This window comes from Acuticoccus mangrovi (assembly GCF_016411865.1).
GTDB classification, from domain to species: domain Bacteria; phylum Pseudomonadota; class Alphaproteobacteria; order Rhizobiales; family Amorphaceae; genus Acuticoccus; species Acuticoccus mangrovi.
Window position 1 is genome coordinate 406,361 of sequence record NZ_JAEKJA010000003.1, and the last position, 17,385, is coordinate 423,745.

General features: G+C 70.8%; 15 protein-coding genes. 9 read left to right on the top strand and 6 right to left on the bottom strand.

Annotated elements, in window-relative coordinates:
• Position 1: 1 nt before the first annotated feature.
• The 3 genes from JCR33_RS05855 to JCR33_RS05865 all read right to left on the bottom strand — a co-directional run bounded on the left by JCR33_RS05855 (position 2) and on the right by JCR33_RS05865 (position 3,807).
• Complete coding sequence (locus tag JCR33_RS05855) at positions 2-1,135, bottom strand: ABC transporter ATP-binding protein (protein ID WP_198881083.1); 1,134 nt, start codon at positions 1,133-1,135, stop codon at positions 2-4.
• 253 nt (positions 1,136-1,388) lie between these two features.
• On the bottom strand, positions 1,389-2,918 hold the full coding sequence (glpD, locus tag JCR33_RS05860) for a glycerol-3-phosphate dehydrogenase (RefSeq protein ID WP_332461126.1): 1,530 nt from the start codon (positions 2,916-2,918) through the stop codon (positions 1,389-1,391).
• A 100-nt stretch (positions 2,919-3,018) separates the two neighbouring features.
• Positions 3,019-3,807 carry a DeoR/GlpR family DNA-binding transcription regulator gene (locus tag JCR33_RS05865; RefSeq protein ID WP_198881249.1) on the bottom strand — a complete coding sequence of 263 codons (789 nt, stop codon included), beginning with the start codon at positions 3,805-3,807 and terminating at the stop codon, positions 3,019-3,021.
• 239 nt (positions 3,808-4,046) lie between these two features.
• On the opposite strand from JCR33_RS05865, the gene JCR33_RS05870 reads away from it, so the two are divergent.
• From JCR33_RS05870 to JCR33_RS05910, 9 genes are all read left to right on the top strand, one after another.
• On the top strand, positions 4,047-4,475 hold the full coding sequence (locus JCR33_RS05870; protein WP_198881085.1) for a Fur family transcriptional regulator: 429 nt from the start codon (positions 4,047-4,049) through the stop codon (positions 4,473-4,475).
• Between the two features lie 135 nt (positions 4,476-4,610).
• Complete coding sequence (locus JCR33_RS05875; RefSeq protein ID WP_198881086.1) at positions 4,611-5,636, top strand: ABC transporter substrate-binding protein; 1,026 nt, start codon at positions 4,611-4,613, stop codon at positions 5,634-5,636.
• 8 nt (positions 5,637-5,644) lie between these two features.
• Positions 5,645-7,126: a sugar ABC transporter ATP-binding protein gene (locus tag JCR33_RS05880; RefSeq protein WP_332461127.1), complete on the top strand. Its 1,482-nt coding sequence runs from the start codon at positions 5,645-5,647 to the stop codon at positions 7,124-7,126.
• Between the two features lie 58 nt (positions 7,127-7,184).
• Entirely contained in the window at positions 7,185-8,123 is a 939-nt protein-coding gene (locus JCR33_RS05885) for an ABC transporter permease (RefSeq protein ID WP_198881087.1), read from the top strand.
• Entirely contained in the window at positions 8,120-9,070 is a 951-nt protein-coding gene (locus tag JCR33_RS05890; RefSeq protein ID WP_198881088.1) for an ABC transporter permease, read from the top strand. Before JCR33_RS05885 ends, JCR33_RS05890 begins: the two co-directional genes overlap by 4 nt.
• Positions 9,071-10,022: 952 nt before the next feature.
• Positions 10,023-10,751 (top strand): 5-oxoprolinase subunit PxpA, encoded by a 729-nt coding sequence (gene pxpA / locus JCR33_RS05895; RefSeq protein WP_211110084.1) that lies wholly within the window; start codon positions 10,023-10,025, stop codon positions 10,749-10,751.
• A 156-nt stretch (positions 10,752-10,907) separates the two neighbouring features.
• Positions 10,908-11,492: a biotin transporter BioY gene (locus JCR33_RS05900; protein ID WP_198881090.1), complete on the top strand. Its 585-nt coding sequence runs from the start codon at positions 10,908-10,910 to the stop codon at positions 11,490-11,492.
• A gap of 8 nt (positions 11,493-11,500) precedes the next feature.
• Positions 11,501-12,172 (top strand): phosphoribosylanthranilate isomerase, encoded by a 672-nt coding sequence (locus JCR33_RS05905; protein WP_198881091.1) that lies wholly within the window; start codon positions 11,501-11,503, stop codon positions 12,170-12,172.
• Positions 12,169-13,104 carry a DMT family transporter gene (locus JCR33_RS05910; RefSeq protein WP_198881092.1) on the top strand — a complete coding sequence of 312 codons (936 nt, stop codon included), beginning with the start codon at positions 12,169-12,171 and terminating at the stop codon, positions 13,102-13,104. The genes JCR33_RS05905 and JCR33_RS05910 overlap by 4 nt, the downstream gene beginning before the upstream one ends.
• A 78-nt stretch (positions 13,105-13,182) precedes the next feature.
• On the opposite strand, the gene JCR33_RS05915 is transcribed toward JCR33_RS05910, so the two are convergent.
• From JCR33_RS05915 to JCR33_RS05925, 3 genes are read right to left on the bottom strand one after another with little or no spacing between them, the layout of a single operon-like run.
• A complete protein-coding gene (locus JCR33_RS05915) occupies positions 13,183-14,817 on the bottom strand; it encodes a hydantoinase B/oxoprolinase family protein (RefSeq protein WP_198881093.1) in 1,635 nt (544 codons plus the stop codon).
• Positions 14,814-16,877: a hydantoinase/oxoprolinase family protein gene (locus JCR33_RS05920; RefSeq protein WP_198881094.1), complete on the bottom strand. Its 2,064-nt coding sequence runs from the start codon at positions 16,875-16,877 to the stop codon at positions 14,814-14,816. The genes JCR33_RS05915 and JCR33_RS05920 overlap by 4 nt, the downstream gene beginning before the upstream one ends.
• 36 nt (positions 16,878-16,913) lie before the next feature.
• Positions 16,914-17,384: an Lrp/AsnC family transcriptional regulator gene (locus JCR33_RS05925; RefSeq protein WP_198881095.1), complete on the bottom strand. Its 471-nt coding sequence runs from the start codon at positions 17,382-17,384 to the stop codon at positions 16,914-16,916.
• Position 17,385: the final 1 nt, after the last annotated feature.

The following is a 17,385-nucleotide window of genomic DNA, read 5'->3' on the forward strand; positions in this document are numbered from 1 at the left end:
CTCAGTCCGCCCCCTTCCCGGCGTCGGGCGCGACCGCGACATCCTCGGCCTGGGGCGCGACCGCGACGTCTTCGGCATCGAACACCATCAGGCGCGATAGGCTGAAATGCACCGTCACCGTGCTGCCGAGCGGCAGCTCGTGCACGCCGTGGGTCAGCATGATGCAGTCGGTGTTGAGGCAATCGAGGTGCACGTAGGTCTCCGAGCCGGTGATCTCGATCGCCTGCACGTAGCCGTCGACGGCGACGTCGTCGGCCCCCGTCGGCGACAGCGCCAGATGATGCGGGCGCAGGCCGATGACGTAGGCCCCGTCGGCGAGACCCGCATAGGCCGGCGGCACGGGCACGTCGGCCTCGCCCTCCGGCGGCTCGTCGGGAAGGTGGGTGTGGAACACGCCGCCGACCTTGCGCACCCGCGCCCAGTTGAGCGGCGGATCGGAGAAGGTGCGCGCCGTCAGCAGCGTGTTCGGCCGGCGGTAGACGTCCACGGTGGGGCCGAACTGGGTGAGGCTGCCTTCGTGCAGTGTCGCCGTGTGGCCGCCGAGAAGCAGCGCCTCTTCCGGCTCGGCGGTGGCGTAGACGAAGATTGCGCCGGACTGGGAGAAGATCTTCGGCAGCTCCGCCCGCAGCTCCTCGCGCAGCTTGTAGTCGAGGTTGGCGAGCGGCTCGTCGAGGAGCACCAGGCGCGCATTCTTGGCGAGCGCGCGGGCGAGCGCGGTGCGTTGCTGCTGCCCGCCGGAGAGTTGCAGCGGCAGCCGGTCGAGGAAGGGCTCGAGCTTCAAAAGAGCGGCGACGCGGGCGACGGTCTCGTCGATCTCCGCCTTGGGACGGCGGGCGATGCGCATCGGCGAGGCGATGTTCTCGTAGACCGTCAGCGCCGGGTAGTTGATGAACTGCTGGTAGACCATCGCCACGTCACGCTTCTGGACGGCGAGGCCGGTGACGTCGACGCCGTCGGCCCACACGGTGCCCGAGGTCGGCCGGTCGAGCCCGGCCATGAGGCGCATGAGCGTGGTCTTGCCCGCGAGCGTCGGCCCCAGGAGCACGTTGAGCGTCCCCGGCTCGAGCCGTATCGACACATCACGGATGTGCACGGCATCGCCGACCCGCTTCGAGACCTCGCGCAGCTCGAGCATTCGCTCTCCCCTTGGTGCGACGCGTACGCCGCCAATCGTTTCCCGGCAGCCGCGGCCGCCCATCCCACGGCGACACTTCGGCCGCCTCTTCATTGCCCGAAGCGACCGACGTCGCTTCTTCGTTGCCCGAAGCGATCCCGGTCGCTTCTTCGTCGTGCGCAGCGACCGAGGTCGCTTCTTCCTGATCTGAAGCGACCGAGGTCGCTTCCCGTCTCACCGCCGCCGGGCTGGCTGCCCCGCGGGGTCGCCGGCGCTAGCGTGCGCCGGAGGTCTCGCCCTGTGTCTGCCCGTCGGGGGCTGCCGCCGCGGCTTCGGTCATGAAGGCGTCGAGCGCCGCCACCTCCGCCTCGCTCATCCGCAAGCCCAGCTTGGTGCGGCGCCAGACGACGTCCTCGGCCCGCATCGCCCACTCCTGATCCATCAGGTAGGCGACCTCGCTCTCGTAGAGATCGGCGCCGAAGTGGCGGCCGAGATCGCCGAGCCCCTTCGCGTCGCGCAGGATCTCCTGCGCCCGCAGGCCGTAGAGCCGCGCGAGGCGCTTCGCGAGAGCGGGATCGAGGAAGGGATGGGTCTCGCAAAGGTGCTGGTGCAGCGTCTCCGCCGCCGACACCGGCATGTGGCCGCCGGGCAGCGACGCCCCCTCGGTCCACGCCTCGCCCTTCACGCCGATCAGCTCGCCCACCTTCTCCACCGCCGCCTCGGCGAGCTTGCGATAGGTCGTGAGCTTGCCGCCGAACACGTTGAGAAGCGGCGCCTCGCCCGCCGTCCCGTCGGTGCGCAGCACGTAGTCGCGCGTCGCCTCTTGCGCCTTGGAGGCACCGTCGTCGTAGAGCGGGCGCACGCCGGAGAAGGTCCACACCACGTCCTCCACGCGGATCGGATGGCGGAAATAGGCGCTGGCGTTCTGCAGGAGATAGTCCCGCTCCTCGGCCGTGATGGTGGCGTCGGCCGGATCGCCCTCGAAGTCGCGGTCGGTGGTGCCGATGAGAACGAAATCGTCCTCGTAGGGGATCGCGAAGATGATCCGCGCGTCGGCGTTCTGGAAAATATAGGCCCGGTCGTGGTCGAAGGGCCGCTTGACGACGATGTGGCTGCCCTGAACGAGCCGCACATTGTGCGCGTCGGCGCGGCCGAACGAGCTCTTCAGCACCCGGTCGACCCACGGCCCGGCGGCGTTCACCACGAGCCGCGCCGTCCACTCCGAGCGGGCACCCGCCCCGTCGGTGAGGGTGAGGCCCCACCCCGCCCCCTCGCGCCGCATCGCCGTCACCTCGGTGCGCGGCAGCAGCGTCGCGCCGCGGTCGGCGGCATCGCGCGCGTTGAGCACCACGAGGCGCGCGTCGTCGACGCGGCAGTCGGAATATTCGAAACCCTTGGTGAAGGAGGGCTTCAGCGGCGCGCCCGCCTCGTCCCGCGTGAGGTCCAGCGTGCGCGTCGGCGGCAGCCGGTCCCGCCCGCCGATATTGTCGTAGAGGAAAAGGCCGAGGCGCAGGAGCCAGCTCGGGCGCAGGCCGCCGTGATGCGGCAGCACGAAGCGCAGCGGGCGGATGATGTGAGGCGCCATGCGCCACAGCACCTCGCGCTCGAGCAGCGCCTCGCGCACCAGGCGAAACTCGTAGTGCTCCAGATAGCGCAGGCCGCCGTGGATGAGCTTGGTGGACCAGGAGGACGTGCCGGAGGCGAAGTCGTTCATCTCCGCGAGGGCGACGCTGTAACCCCGGCCGACGAGATCACGCGCGATGCCGCACCCGTTGATGCCGCCGCCGATGATGAAGACGTCCACGTCGCGATCCACGACCGCAACCCCTCCCCGTTCTTTTCGGTGAGGCTCGCTCGAAAAGAACCGAATGTCAAACGAAAGACATATGGGAAAAATCGCGCGCTCAGTCGGGACAGACTTCGTGCAGGCGCACCTCGTGGTCGCGGCAGACCCGCCGCAGCGGCTCGGGGCAACGATCGGTGACGAACGTGTCCATCTGGCTGAGATGCGCGATGCGCACCGGCGCGCCACGATCAAATTTCGAGCAGTCGGACACGAGGATCACGTGCCGCGCGTTCTCGATGATCGCCTGAGCAACTTTCACTTCCCGAAAATCGAAATCGAGAAGCGAGCCGTCCCGGTCGATGGCGGATACGCCGATCACCGCGTAGTCGACCTTGAACTGACGGATGAAATCGCCCGCCGCCTCACCGACGATGCCCCCGTCGGAGCCGCGCACCACCCCACCGGCGATCACCACCTCGAACTGCGGATAGAGCCGCATGCGGTTCGCGACGTTGATGTTGTTGGTGATGATCATCAGCGCGCCATGATGCACCAGCGCCTCGCTGACCGCCTCGGTGGTGGTGCCGATGTTGATGAAGAGGGACGCGTCGTCCGGGATCATCGCCGCCGCGGCCCGGCCGATGGCGGCCTTTTCCCCCGAGGCGATGAGGCGCCGCTTCTCATATTCCACGTTGGCGGTGCCCGACGGGCTGACCGCCCCGCCGTGGACCCGGGTCAGCAGGCGGCGGCCGGCAAGGTCGTTGAGGTCCTTGCGGATCGTCTGCGGCGTCACCCCGAAGTAGGCGGCGAGATCGTCCACCGTCACCCGCCCGTTCACTCTGGCGAGCCCGACGATCGCCTCCTGCCGAGCCGCCACGTCGACGGGGCGCCCCGCCGTATCGTTCATCGCCACGCGCATCCCCTTCGTTTCGAAAGATAATAACCACAAAACGAAAATGGCTGAACCGAATTTGTCGGCCGGCGACCGACACCGCTCGCGCGCCGTCGACGCATCGTGGAGCGGGCCCGCGGATGGCGCCGCCCGTCCCCGCCGCCGTCGCGGATTGCCATCGCGGTCGGCGAGTTGCTAACGACCGCGTTCGGGCGATTTGTCGAGTCCCCGCGAACCCGGTATTTTCCATCGCCATGACGCACACCGTCGCAACGGCCAAGAAACTGGAAGAGGCGCTGCGCGCCGATGGCGTGCGCATCACCCGCCAGCGGGCGGCCATCCTCAAGGTGCTGTCGGAAGCCGAGGACCATCCCGACGCGACCGAGCTGCATCGTCGCGCCCGCGACATCGACGAATCGGTGTCGCTCGCCACCGTCTACCGCACGCTGACGGCGCTCGAGGAGCAAGGCATCGTCCACCGCCACTCCTTCGAGGGAACGCCCGCCCGCTTCGAGACCGCGGACCTTCCCCACCACGACCACATCATCGACCTCGACACCGGCGAGGTGGTGGAGTTCCGCTCCGACAAGATCGAGCGCCTGCAGGCCGCCATCGCCGAAGAGCTCGGCTACGACGTCGTGCGCCACCGTCTCGAGCTCTACTGCCGCCGCAAGGACAAGTAACCGCCGCTCGCTCTTGAGAAAGCGGGCCGTATTCAACGTGAAAGCGGTTTGATCACGCGGGGCGGTGTGCTACTCATCGCCGCATCAAGGCAGCGTTAGCCTGCCGGACAAGAAGAACATAGCTGGAGGAAATCGATGACCGTTCGCGTCTCGTCGCTTGCGCTCGCCCTCATCACGGCCACCGCGCTCACCCCCCTCGCCGCTCTGGCCGACACGGCCGACAAGCGCATCGCCCTCTCCAACAACTACGCCGGCAACTCCTGGCGTCAGGCGATGCTGCAGTCGTGGGACAAGGTCACGAGCGCGGCCGTGCAAGACGGTGCCGTCGCCGCCGCCGATGCCTTCACCACCGCCGAGAACCAGGTGACGGAGCAGGCCGCCCAGATCCAGAACCTCATCCTGCAGGGCTACGACGCCATCGTCATCAACGCCGCCTCGCCCGAAGGCCTCAACGGCGCGGTGCAGGAGGCCTGCGACGCCGGTCTCACCGTGGTGTCCTTCGACGGCATCGTGACGGCCGACTGCGCCTGGCGCATCGCCGTCGACTTCAAGAAGATGGGCAAGGACGAGGTCACCTACCTCGCCGAGAAGCTGCCCGACGGCGGCAACCTCCTCGAGATCCGCGGCCTCGCCGGCGTGTTCGTCGACGACGAGATCTCCGCCGGCATCCACGAGGGCGTCTCGGAGAACCCGCAGTTCAAGATCGTCGGCTCGGTGCATGGCGACTGGGCGCAGGACGTCGCCCAGAAGGCCGTCGCCGGCATCCTGCCGAGCCTTCCCGAAGTGGTCGGCGTCGTCACCCAAGGGGGCGACGGCTACGGCGCCGCCCAGGCCTTCAAGGCCGCCGGCCGCGACATGCCGATCATCGTCATGGGCAACCGCCAGGACGAGCTCGCCTGGTGGAAGGAGCAGAAGGACGCCAACGGCTACGAGACGATGTCGGTCTCGATCGCCCCGGGCGTCTCCACCCTCGCCTTCTGGGTCGCCCAGCAGATCCTCGACGGCGCCGACGTGCCGAAGGACCTCACCGTGCCCTTCCTGCGCATCGACCAGGACAATCTGGAAGAAAACCTCGAGACCACCCAGAAGGGCGGCGTCGCCAACGTGGAATATGCGCTGGACGACGCCAAGAAGGTGATCGCCGAGGCGAAGGGCGACTAAGGCCGCCCGTGAGCCTGCAGGAGGTCGACAGCGGGCCCGCGCCCGCCCTCGCGCCGGCGGCGGTTTCGCTCGCCGGCGTGGAGAAGCGCTTTGGTGCGGTGACGGCGCTCGCCGGCGTCTCGCTCGCCGTGCCGAAGGGGGCGTGCGTCGGCCTCGTCGGCCACAACGGGGCGGGCAAGTCCACCCTGATGAACGTGCTCGCCGGCACCCTTGCCCCCGACACCGGCAGCGTGGCGATCACCGGCCGCGACGTGACGGCCGGCTACGCCATCGCCACCGCCCGCGAGAACGGCGTGCGCTGCATCTTCCAGGAAGGCTCGCTCTGCCCCAACCTCACGGTGGCCGAGAACGCCCGCATCGAGCACCCCTCGCTGACGGGCTTCTCCTGGCGCACCGACGCCGGCCGGCTGATCCGCCAGAAGCTCGACGAGATCTTCCCCGGCCACGGCATCCGGCCGGGCGCAATGGTGGCCGACCTGTCGATCGCCCGCCGGCAGATGGTGGAGATCGCCCGAGCCTTCACCGTGACCGCCTCGCCGGTCGACGTGGTGATCCTCGACGAGCCAACCTCCTCGCTCGATCAGACCATCGCCGAGCAGCTCCTCGCCCACATCCGCCGCTTCGTGGAGGCCGGCGGCAGCGCCATCTTCATCTCCCACCTCCTCGGCGAGGTGCTGGAGATCTCCGACCGCGTCGTGGTGATGCGCGACGGCAAGGTCGTCGCCGAGCGGCCCGCGCGCGACTTCGACCGCGACGGCCTCGTCGCCGCGATGGGCAGCGTCGCCGCCGCCGCGAGCGCGGCGCCCGCCGCCTCGCGCCGCACCGCCGCCCCGCGGGTCGACATCGACGCCGGCCGCGGCTCCACCGTGCGCCTCACCGCCCACACCGGAGAGATCGTCGGCCTCGCCGGCCTCGCCGGCCACGGCCAGACCGATGCCCTCCTCACCGTCTTCGACGGCGGTGGCGCGGGCGACCGCGTCGAGGGCGCGGTCGCCTTCATCGCCGGCGACCGGCAGACCGACGGCGCCTTTCCGCTCTGGTCGATCGCCGAGAATCTCGGCATCAGCTCGCTCGGTGCGCTGCGCCGAGGCCGCCTCATCTCCACCGCCGCCGAGGACGCCCTCGCCGCGCGCTGGCGCGAGCGCATCGGCATCCGCACCCCCGACGTGTGGAACCCCCTCCTGTCGCTCTCCGGCGGCAACCAGCAGAAGGTGCTGTTCGCCCGCGCCCTCGCCTCCGACGCCGACATCATCCTGATGGACGACCCGATGCGCGGCGTCGACGTCGGCACCAAGCAGGAGGTCTACAAGATCCTGCGCGAGGAGGCGGACAAGGGGCGCACCTTCCTCTGGTACACCACCGAGATGGACGAGCTCCTGATCTGCGATCACGTCTACGTCTTCCGCGACCGCATGATCGTCGCCGACCTCGCCCGCGCCGACCTCACCGAGGAAGCGGTGATCCAAGCCTCCTTCCGTCACGACGCCTGATGCCCCACGCGCTTTCTCACCTCAACGAGCTGTCGCCCCCCAACGAGCTGTCGCCCCCATGACGGGACCCGCCTTCGCCCGCCTCCTGCGCGGCGCGCTGCCCGCGCTGTCGCTCGCCCTCCTCCTCGGCGCGATCTTCTATCTGCAGCCCCGCACGATGAGCTATTTCGGGCTCAATCTGCTGCTCAATCTCGCCGTGCCGATCGCGCTCGCCACCGTGGCGCAGATGCTGATTCTCACCGTCAACGACCTCGATCTGTCGATCGGCAGCTACGTCTCGCTGACCGCCTGCATCGCCGCCACCTGGCTGCGCGACACGCCGCTCCTCGGCCTCCTGGCGCTCGGCGGCGGCGTCCTCGCCTACGGCGCGCTCGGCGCCCTCATCCATCTGCGCAACCTGCCCTCCATCGTCGTCACCCTCGGCATGAGCTTCGTGTGGCTCGGTCTCGCGATCCTCGTGCTGCCCACCCCCGGCGGCAAGGCGCCCGACATCGTGCGCGCGCTGATGACGTGGAAGCCGCCCTACGTGCCGTTTCCGATCATCGCCTGCGTCGTCATCGCCGCGCTCGCCCACGTGGCGCTGATGCGCTCGCCCTACGGCGCCGTGCTGCGCGGGGCGGGCGGCAACCCGCGGGCGGTGGCGCGGGCCGGCTGGTCGCTCCTGCGGGTCAAGGTGACGATGTACATGGCGGCGGGCTTCGTCGGCGCCCTCGCCGGCATCGCCCTCGTCGGCCTCACCACCTCGGCCGACGCCAACATCGCGCTGCGCTACACGCTGCTGTCGATCGCCGGCGCGATCCTCGGCGGGTCGGAGTTCGTGGGCGGGCGCGTGTCACCCATCGGCGCCGTCATCGGCGCCATCACGCTGACCCTCGCGGCCTCCTTCCTCTCCTTCCTGCGCCTCAATCCCGACTTCCAGATCGGCGCGCAGGGGGCGATCCTCATCCTGGTGCTGGCGCTCAGGGCGCTGATCGGACGCGCGGAGAAAGACCGATGAGCGCGATCGCCAAACTCGCCCGCCAGCCGTGGATCTTCGCCTTCGTGGCGGCGGTCGCGGTGTGGCTCGCCACCGCCGCCTTCACCCATGGCCAGGGCGCCGGCGGGGTGCTCTCGGTCGCCTTCACCTTCGCGACCTTCTTCGTCATCGTCGCCATCGGCCAGATGTTCGTCGTCACCCTCGGCCCCGGCAACGTCGACCTCTCGATCCCGGCCACCATGACGCTCGCCGGCACCGTCTCCATGAAGATCATGGACGGGGCCAACTGGATGATCCTGCCGGGCTACCTGATCGCCGTCGCGGTGGGCCTCGTCGTCGGCCTCTTCAACGTGGCGCTGATCCGCCTCCTGCGGATCCCGCCGATCATCGCCACACTGTCGTCGAGCTTCGTGATCCAGTCGGCCGCCATCTGGTACAATCGCGGCCTGCGGGTGAAGCCGCCCACGCTGCTCGCCGACTTCACCACCGCCAAGATCTTCGGCCTGCCGGTGCTCGCGATCATCGTCATCCTGATCGCCGCCGTGATGCACGTGGTGCTGACGCGCACCGTCTACGGGCGCACCGTCATCGCCATCGGCCAGAACGCCCGCGCCGCCCGCCTCGCCGGGCTCGACGTCGGCCGCGTGCGCCTCGCCACCTACGTGATGTGCGCCGTGTTCGCCGCCTCCTGCGGCTACGTGCTCGCCGGCTTCTCGGGCGGCGCGGCGCTCAACATGGGCCAGGAATATCTCCTCAGCTCCATTGCCGTGGTGGTGATCGGCGGCACGTCCGTGGCGGGCGGCTTCGCCAACGTGCCGGGCCTTTGGGGCGCCGCCCTCTTCCTGTTCCTGCTCGTGACGATGCTCAACACCTTCGGCCTCGGCGCCGGCGTCCGCCTCGTCCTCACCGGCCTCATCATCATCACCGTCATCGTCATCGCCGGCGGCTCCCGCGCCAACGCCCGCTGACCCGCCGCCCACTGACCTGGCGCCCGCTGACCCGGCGCCCGCTGACCCGGCGCCCGCTGACCCGGCGCCCGCTGACCCGGCGCCCGCTGACCCGGCGCCCGCTGACCCGGCGCCCGCTGACCCGGCGCCCGCTGACCCGGCGCCCGCTGACCCGGCGCCCGCTGACCCGGCGCCCGCTGACCCGGCGCCCGCTGACCCGGCGCCCGCTGACCCGGCGCCCGCTGACCCGGCGCCCGCTGACCCGGCGCCCGCTGACCCGGCGCCCGCTGACCCGGCGCCCGCTGACCCGGCGCCCGCTGACCCGGCGCCCGCTGACCCGGCGCCCGCTGACCCGGCGCCCGCTGACCCGGCGCCCGCTGACCCGGCGCCCGCTGACCCGGCGCCCGCTGACCCGGCGCCCGCTGACCCGGCGCCCGCTGACCCGGCGCCCGCTGACCCGGCGCCCGCTGACCCGGCGCCCGCTGACCCGGCGCCCGCTGACCCGGCGCCCGCTGACCCGGCGCCCGCTGACCCGGCGCCCGCTGACCCGGCGCCCGCTGACCCGGCGCCCGCTGACCCGGCGCCCGCTGACCCGGCGCCCGCTGACCCGGCGCCCGCTGACCCGGCGCCCGCTGACCCGGCGCCCGCTGACCCGGCGCCCGCTGACCCGGCGCCCGCTGACCCGGCGCCCGCTGACCCGGCGCCCGCTGACCCGGCGCCCGCTGACCCGGCGCCCGCTGACCCGGCGCCCGCTGACCCGGCGCCCGCTGACCCGGCGCCCGCTGACCCGGCGCCCGCTGACCCGGCGCCCGCTGACCCGGCGCCCGCTGACCCGGCGCCCGCTGACCCGGCGCCCGCTGACCCGGCGCTGGCGAGACCCGCGGCGCGGATGTCTCGCCGCACCGTGCCGCGGCTCCCTCCCCCATCGCGGTATCAATCCTGCATAATGCGGGCGCCGGCACGGAGGGATCGAATGACGATTATCAATTGCGACATGGGGGAGAGCTTCGGGCTCTATCGCATGGGCGACGATGCGGCGCTGATGCCGCACATCTCGGTGGCCAACGTCGCCTGCGGCTTCCATGCCTCCGACTTCAACCACATGCGCGCCACCTGCCAGCTCGCCAAGACGCACGGCGTCAAGGTCGGCGCCCACCCCTCGCTGCCCGACCTCCAGGGCTTCGGCCGCCGCGAGATGAAGATCGGCCGCGACGAGCTCACCAACTGCATCATCTACCAGGTCGGCGCGCTGCAAGGCTTCCTCAAGGCCGAGGGCATGGAGATGAGCCACATCAAGCCGCACGGCGCCCTCTACGGCATGGCCGCGCGCGACGAGGCGGTGGCCCACGCCGTCTGCGACGCCGCCGAGATCTTCGGCCTGCCCCTCATGGGCATGATCAACTCCTGCCACGAGCGCATCTACACCGCCCGCGGCATCCCCTTCATCGCCGAGTTCTACGCCGACCTCGACTATGGCGACGACGGCCTCGTCATCATCACCCGCGAGCACCCCGAGCTCGATCCCGCCGCCGCGGCCGCCGTCTGCGTGCGCGCGGTGACGGAGGGGCTCACCACCACCATTTCCGGCCGCGACATCCCGGTGCGTGCGGACGCCATCTGCGTCCATTCCGACACGCCCAACGCCGCCGCCATCGCCGCCGCGGTGAACGACGCGGTGACGCCCTGGCTCGACGCCGCCTGAGCGGGCACCCCCAGCTCTTTTCGTCGAGAGGGCTTGATCGGACAGCCGCTTGGGAGGATGACGGAAAGGTTCGTCGCTGCGATCCTGACCGAGCCCGGCGCCGCCGGACCGGCGGTCGGCCCGGTCACGCCGCGACCCCATCCCGAAGGAAGTCTCATGACGAGAACCGAAACCTTTCTCGCCGACGAGTTGGTCTCTCCGAGCCTGACGCGCAACATTGTCCTCGCCATCGCGGGCTCGCTGGCGCTGACGATCTCGGCCAAGCTGCACGTCCCCTTCTATCCCGTGCCGATGACCATGCAGACCTTCGCGGTGCTGATGATCGGCATGACCTTCGGCTGGCGTCTCGGCGGCGCCACCGTCGCCCTCTATCTCGCCGAAGGGCTCGCCGGCCTGCCGGTGTTCTCCGGCACGCCCGAGCGCGGTATCGGCCTCGCCTACATGATGGGCCCGACGGGCGGCTTCCTGTTCGGCTTCCTGGTATCGGCCGTCGTCGTCGGCTTCCTCGCCGAGCGGCGCTGGGATCGCGGGATCCTCTCCACCCTCGCCGCGATGGCGCTCGGCACCGCCATCATCTTGGTCTTCGGCGTCCTCTACCTCGGTGCGCTGATCGGCTGGGACAAGCCGGTGCTGGAGCTCGGCCTCACGCCCTTCCTGCCGGGCGCGGTATTCAAGATCCTGCTCGCGACGGCCCTGCTGCCGCTCGCCTGGCGCTTCATCGGGGCGCGGCGCGAGGGCTGACCGCCCCGATGCGCCGCACCCGCCTCAAGGTCTGCTGCATTCGGAGCGAGGCCGAGGCCGCGATGGCGGTCGCGGCGGGTGCCGATGCCGTCGGCCTCGTCGGTGAGATGCCGACGGGGCCCGGCGTCATTCCCGATACCGACGTCCGCGAGATCGCCGCGACCGTGCCCGCGCCGATCTCGCCCTGGCTCCTCACCGCCGAGGACGAGGCGGATACCATCCTCGACCACGCCGAGCGCTGCGCCGTGACCACGGTGCAGCTCGTGCGCCACATCGCGCCGGAGGTGCACGACCACCTCGCCGAGCGCGCGCCCTGGCTGCGCCGCGTGCAGGTGATCCACGTCGAAGGCGACGACGCGCTCGACGTGGTCGCCGCCTACGGCGAGCGCCCGCACACCTTCCTGCTCGATTCCGGCCGCCCCTCCGTCGCCGAGCTCGGCGGCACCGGCCGGGTGCACGACTGGGACGTCAGCGCCCGCATCGTGGCGGCGGCGCCGCGGCCCGTCTTCCTCGCCGGCGGCCTCAATCCGGGCAACGTCGCCGAGGCGATCCGCACCGTCCGCCCCTTCGGCCTCGACCTCTGCTCCGGCATCCGCCGCCAGAACCGGCTCGCCGAGGATCTCCTCACCGCCTTCGTCGGCGCCATCGCCACCACCGACGCGGAGCTCTCACTCACTTGACCATTCCCGCCACCAGCGCCGCCCCCTCCTACGCGACCGCCATCGGGCTGCGCGTCGCCTCCGCGCTCCTCTTCACCACGATGTCGCTCTTCGTGCGCCTCGCCTCGTTCGAGATGCCGGTGGGTCAGATCGTCTTCTGGCGCTCGGTGACCGCGGCGATCCCCATCGTCATCTACCTCGCCATCCTCGGGCAGATGCCCGGCGCCCTCGTCACCCGCCGCCCCATCGGCCATCTGATGCGCGGCGTCGTCGGCTGCGTGTCGATGTACACCTTCTTCCTCTCCGTCGCCCATCTCGAGCTGAGCCTCGCGACGGCGCTGGTCTACCTCGCGCCGCTCATCGCGGTGCCGGCCGGGGCGATCTTCCTCGACGAGCGGCCCGGGCCGGTGGTCGTCGGCGCCGCCGTCGCCGGGTTCGTGGGCGTGGGGCTCATGCTGTGGCCCGCCTTCGAAGGGCCGGTGCTCGATCTCGCGATGCTCGCCGGCGTCATCGCGGGCCTCGTCTCGGCGCTCACCAACGTGTCGGTGCGCATCCAGATCAAGGAGCTGACGGCGACCGAGCACCCGGGCACCATCGCCTTCTACTTCACCGTGGTGTGCTCGGCCGGTGGCCTCGTCACGCTGCCGTTCGGCTGGGCGCCGCTCGATGGAACCTCGTTCACCTATCTCCTGTGCGCCGGCATTTGTGGAGCGCTCGCCCACATCGCCCTCGCCGAGGCGATCGCGCGGGCGCCGATCTCGCTGCTCGCCCCGTTCGAATATGCCGGGATGGTGTTCGCCTTCGCTGCCGACATCGTGATCTTCGCCGCCGTGCCGACGCCGCTCGCCGTGTCCGGGGCGGTCATCGTGGTGGGCGCGTCGGCGGTCGTGGCGCTGCGCAGCCGGAGACGCAGCGTCGCCGCCCCACCGTCTGACAACGCGCCCCTCAAGTAGCCGCACGCGCGTCGCTCCCCGGCCGACCCCGAGCCGGGCCGGTTTCCAACCGGGCCGGCCCTTGCCGGCCGGAGAGCCTCAACCCTCGTCCGTCATGCCGCGCACCCGGTCGCGCTCGGCGAGCTCCGCGTCGCGCTCCTCGGGCGGGCCGAAGCCTCCGCCGCCGGGCAATTCCAGCACCAGACGGCGCTCCGGCGGCACGTACTGGCGGCCCTTGGCGGCCATCGGCGTGCCGTCGTCGAGCATCACGCGTCCGGGCGCCCCCGCCTCACCCCCCTCGCGGCCGCGCGCGGGGTGATCGACGCGGTCGAACATCGCGTTGAAGTGGAAGTGGTGGCCGACGTCGGCGCCGATCTCCACCACCTGCCCGAGCCCGCCGCGCTGGCGACCGCGGCCGCCCGAGCCCTCGCGAAACTCCTTGCGCCAGAAGATCAGCGGGCCGGTATGCTCGATCGCCTCGACCGGCATCGCCATCACGCCGGACGGGAAGGCCGTGGCGGAGAGGCCGTCCTTGGTGGGTCTCGCGCCGGAGCCGCCGGAGTTGAACATCATCACCTCCGTACTCTGGCGCGTCTCGCCGGGCGCGGCCTGGGCACCCGGGATCGGCCGCATGGAAACGATGATGTTCCACAGCGACCCCGCCCCTTCCGCCGGGATCACGTCAGGCATCAGCCGGGCGAGCGCACCGAACACCGTGTCCGGAATGAAGTGGCCGAGGATGTGGCGCACCGCCACCGGCGCCGGGTGCACCGCGTTGAGGATGGAGCCCTCCGGCGCCGACACGGTGAACGGCTCCAGCGAGGCGAAGTTGTTCGGGATTTCCGGCGCCAGCACGCACTTGAGCCCGTAGGCGGTGTAGGCGGTGGTGTAGATCATCGGCACGTTGATGCCGCGATCGGCGACGGGCGAGGTGCCCTCGTAGTCCGCATGCACGCCGTCCGGGCCGACGCTCAGTGTCACGGCGAGCGTCACCGGAGCGCCGAAACCGTCCACCGTCATGGTGTTGGCGGCGGTACCGTGGGGGATCGCCTTCAGCGCATCGAGCGTCGCGGCGCGGCTGTTCTCGAAGATGAAGTCGCGCAGCGCCTCCAGACCGTCGAGGCCGTACTCGTCCATCATGTCCATCAGGCGGCGATGGCCGGTCTCGTTGCAGGCGGCGAGCGAATAGAAGTCGCCGATGAGCTGGTCCGGCTCGCGCACGTTGGCGCGCACGATCTTGATGAGGCCGCGATCCACCTCGCCGCGCTTGGCGAACGGCATGATGGGGATGCAGATCCCCTCCTCGTAGACTTCGTGCGCGTCGGGCCCATAGCCGCGGCCGCCGACGTCGACCACGTGGGCCGTGGAGGCGAAGAAGCCCACCAGGGTGGCGTTGCGGAAGGAGGGCGTCACGAAGGTGATGTCGTGCAGATGGCCGGTGCCGAGCCAGGGGTCGTTGGTGATGTAGACGTCCCCCTCCTCGATGTTCGCCTCGCCGATCTCGCGGATGAAGTGGCCGACGGCGGCTGCCATCGAGTTGACGTGGCCGGGGGTGCCGGTGACGGCCTGCGCCATCATCCGCCCCTCGCGGTCGAACACGCCGGCGGAGAGGTCGCCCGCCTCGCGCACCGAGGCGGAGAAGGCGGTGCGCACCAGGGTGAGCGCCTGCTCCTCCACCACCGAGATGAGGCGGTTCCACATCACCTGATTGTGGACATCGGCGAGAGCGGTCATGCGGCGTCTCCGAGGGTGATGGTGAGCGAGCCGTCGTCCTCGGCGACGGCCTCGGCCCCTTCGGGCACGATGGTGGTGGTCTCGCGCTCGGTCACGATGGCGGGACCGGTGACGCCCTCGCCGGGGCCCAGCACGTCGCGCGCCACCACGGCGGCGGCGAGCGTCCTCCCCGCGCCGGCGTCGTAGATCTCGCGGCGGGTCTCGCCCGTCACCGCCCGCTCGAGCCGGCGCGGGGCGACCGCCTCCACCGCCGGCACCGGGGAGGCGACGCGCACGGCGAGCGTCATGATCTCCACGTCGATCCCCTCGAGCGCGCGGCCGAAGAGGGTCACGTAGGCCGCCTCGAAAAGCTCCATCAGCGCCTCGTGGGAGAGGTCGGGATCCGGAAGGTCCACCGGGATCTCCCAGCCCTGCCCGCGATAGCGCATGTAGGCCTTGTGCGTGCGCGACAGGGTGGCGCCGGGCGCCCCCGCCTTCACCACCTTCTCCGCCTCCACCGCGAGGTCGGCGAAGGCGGCGGCGAGCGCCCGCTGGTCGTACGCGGAGAGGCGAACATGCACCCCCTGCACCGCCTCGTAGGCGAAGGGGGCGCGCAGGAAGCCGATCGCCGAGCCCACCCCCGCCCCGACCGGCACGAGCAGCCGCCCGATGCCGAGCTTCTGGGCGAGACGCACGGCGTGGAGGGGCGCGGCGCCGCCGAAGGCGATCATGGTGAAGGCGGCGAGGTCCTTGCCGTTCTCCACCGCGTGGACCCGGGCGGCGTTCGCCATCGTCTCGTCCACCACCTCCTTCACGCCGATGGCGCCGGTGTGGGCGTCCATGCCGAGGGGCTCGCCGACGTCGCGCACCATCGCGGCCGCGGCGGCGGCGGTGTCGAGCGTCATGGTGCCGCCGGCAAAGCCCTCCGGGTCGAGCAGGCCGAGGAGCAGGTCGGCGTCGGTCACGGTGGGGCTCTCGCCGCCGCGCCCGTAGGCGGCGGGGCCGGGCTCAGAGCCCGCGCTCTGCGGCCCGACACGGATCTGCCGCATGGTGTCGACCCGGGCGATGGACCCGCCCCCCGCACCGATCTCCACCATCTCGATGACGGGGATCGAGATCGGCATGCCCGAGCCCTTCTTGAAGCGCGTGGTGCGGGCGACCTCGAAGGTGCGCGCCGTCTTCGGCGTCCCGTCCTCGATGAGGCAGATCTTCGCCGTGGTGCCGCCCATGTCGAAGGAGAGGACGCGGTCGAGGCCGTGCCGCATCGCGAGATCCGCGGCGAAGATCGCCCCGCCCGCCGGCCCCGATTCCAGGAGCCGCACCGGAAACTCGATCGCCTGCTCGACGCCGATCAGCCCGCCGCCGGAGTGCATCAGGACCAGCGGGCAGGTGGTGCCGGCGGCCTTCAGCTGCTCGTCGAGCCGGGCGAGGTAGGAGGCCATCAGCGGCTTCACGAAGGCGTTGGCGCACACCGTGTTGAAGCGCTCGAACTCGCGCATCTGCGGCGACACCTCGCACGACAGCGACACGGCAAGGTGCGGTGCGCGCTCCGTGATGATGTCGCGCGCCCGCCGCTCGTGCGCCGGGTTGGCGTAAGCGTGGATGAAGCCGACGGCGACGCTTTCGTAGGCCGTCGCCGCGAGCTCGGCGAAGCGGGCGACGGCGTCCTCGTCGAGCGGCAGGAGCTCGCGACCGGAGGCGGAGATGCGGCCACCCGCGACGTGGCGATGCTCGCGGCTGACGAGCGGCGGCGGCAGCTCGATGTTGATGTCGTACTGCTCGAAGCGGCTCTCGGTGCGCATCTCGATGACGTCGCGGAAGCCCTCGGTGGTGAGGAGTGCGGTCTTCGCCCCGCGCCGCTCGATGAGGGCGTTGGTCGCGAGCGTCGTGCCGTGGATCACGAGGCCGAGATCGCCGAAGCCGACGCCCGCCGTCGCGAGCACCTTGTCGAGCCCGTCGAGGATCGCCCGCTCCGGCGCGTCGTGGGTGGTCAGCACCTTGGCGACGAACAGCGCGCCGTTCGCCTCGAGCGCCACGTCGGTGAAGGTACCGCCGATGTCGACGCCGACCCTGGCGCTCACGAAACGCCCCGCGCAGGGCTCGAGGATCGCTGGGCGTCAGTCATCGGCATGGTCGTCATCGAGGGGGATCACCGTGGTCTCTTTCAGCGTTTCCATCGACAGGCTGGAGGTCACGCTGAAGAGATCCACCTCCGCCACCAACCGCTTATAGAACGCATCGAAGGCGCGTGTGTCGCGCACCCGTACTTTGAGCACATAATCGATCTCGCCCGCCAGCCGGTGCGCCTCCTGCACCTCGTCCATGGTGGCGATGGCGGCGGCGAAGCGCTCCAGCCAGTTCTTGGAGTGGCTCGAGGTCTTGATGGTGACGAAGAACACCTCGTCCTGATCGACCTTCGCCGGGTTCAGGATCGCCACCTGACGGTCGATGATGCCCGCCTCGCGCAGCTTGCGGATGCGGCTCCACACCGGCGACTTCGACGAGTTGACCATCTGCGCGATGCGCTCCACGGGGAGCGTCGCATCGCGCTGCAATATGGCGAGGATCCTGCGGTCGAGGTCATCCATG

Bases quoted from the DNA above. Each gene is read 5' to 3' on its own strand.
- JCR33_RS05855 (WP_198881083.1), bottom strand. From the start codon at position 1,135: ATGCTCGAGCTGCGCGAGGTCTCGAAGCGGGTCGGCGATGCCGTGCAC.
- JCR33_RS05865 (WP_198881249.1), bottom strand. From the start codon at position 3,807: ATGAACGATACGGCGGGGCGCCCCGTCGACGTGGCGGCTCGGCAGGAG.
- JCR33_RS05870 (WP_198881085.1), top strand. From the start codon at position 4,047: ATGACGCACACCGTCGCAACGGCCAAGAAACTGGAAGAGGCGCTGCGC.
- JCR33_RS05875 (WP_198881086.1), top strand. From the start codon at position 4,611: ATGACCGTTCGCGTCTCGTCGCTTGCGCTCGCCCTCATCACGGCCACC.
- JCR33_RS05885 (WP_198881087.1), top strand. From the start codon at position 7,185: ATGACGGGACCCGCCTTCGCCCGCCTCCTGCGCGGCGCGCTGCCCGCG.
- JCR33_RS05890 (WP_198881088.1), top strand. From the start codon at position 8,120: ATGAGCGCGATCGCCAAACTCGCCCGCCAGCCGTGGATCTTCGCCTTC.
- pxpA (WP_211110084.1), top strand. From the start codon at position 10,023: ATGACGATTATCAATTGCGACATGGGGGAGAGCTTCGGGCTCTATCGC.
- JCR33_RS05900 (WP_198881090.1), top strand. From the start codon at position 10,908: ATGACGAGAACCGAAACCTTTCTCGCCGACGAGTTGGTCTCTCCGAGC.
- JCR33_RS05905 (WP_198881091.1), top strand. From the start codon at position 11,501: ATGCGCCGCACCCGCCTCAAGGTCTGCTGCATTCGGAGCGAGGCCGAG.
- JCR33_RS05915 (WP_198881093.1), bottom strand. From the start codon at position 14,817: ATGACCGCTCTCGCCGATGTCCACAATCAGGTGATGTGGAACCGCCTC.
- JCR33_RS05925 (WP_198881095.1), bottom strand. From the start codon at position 17,384: ATGGATGACCTCGACCGCAGGATCCTCGCCATATTGCAGCGCGATGCG.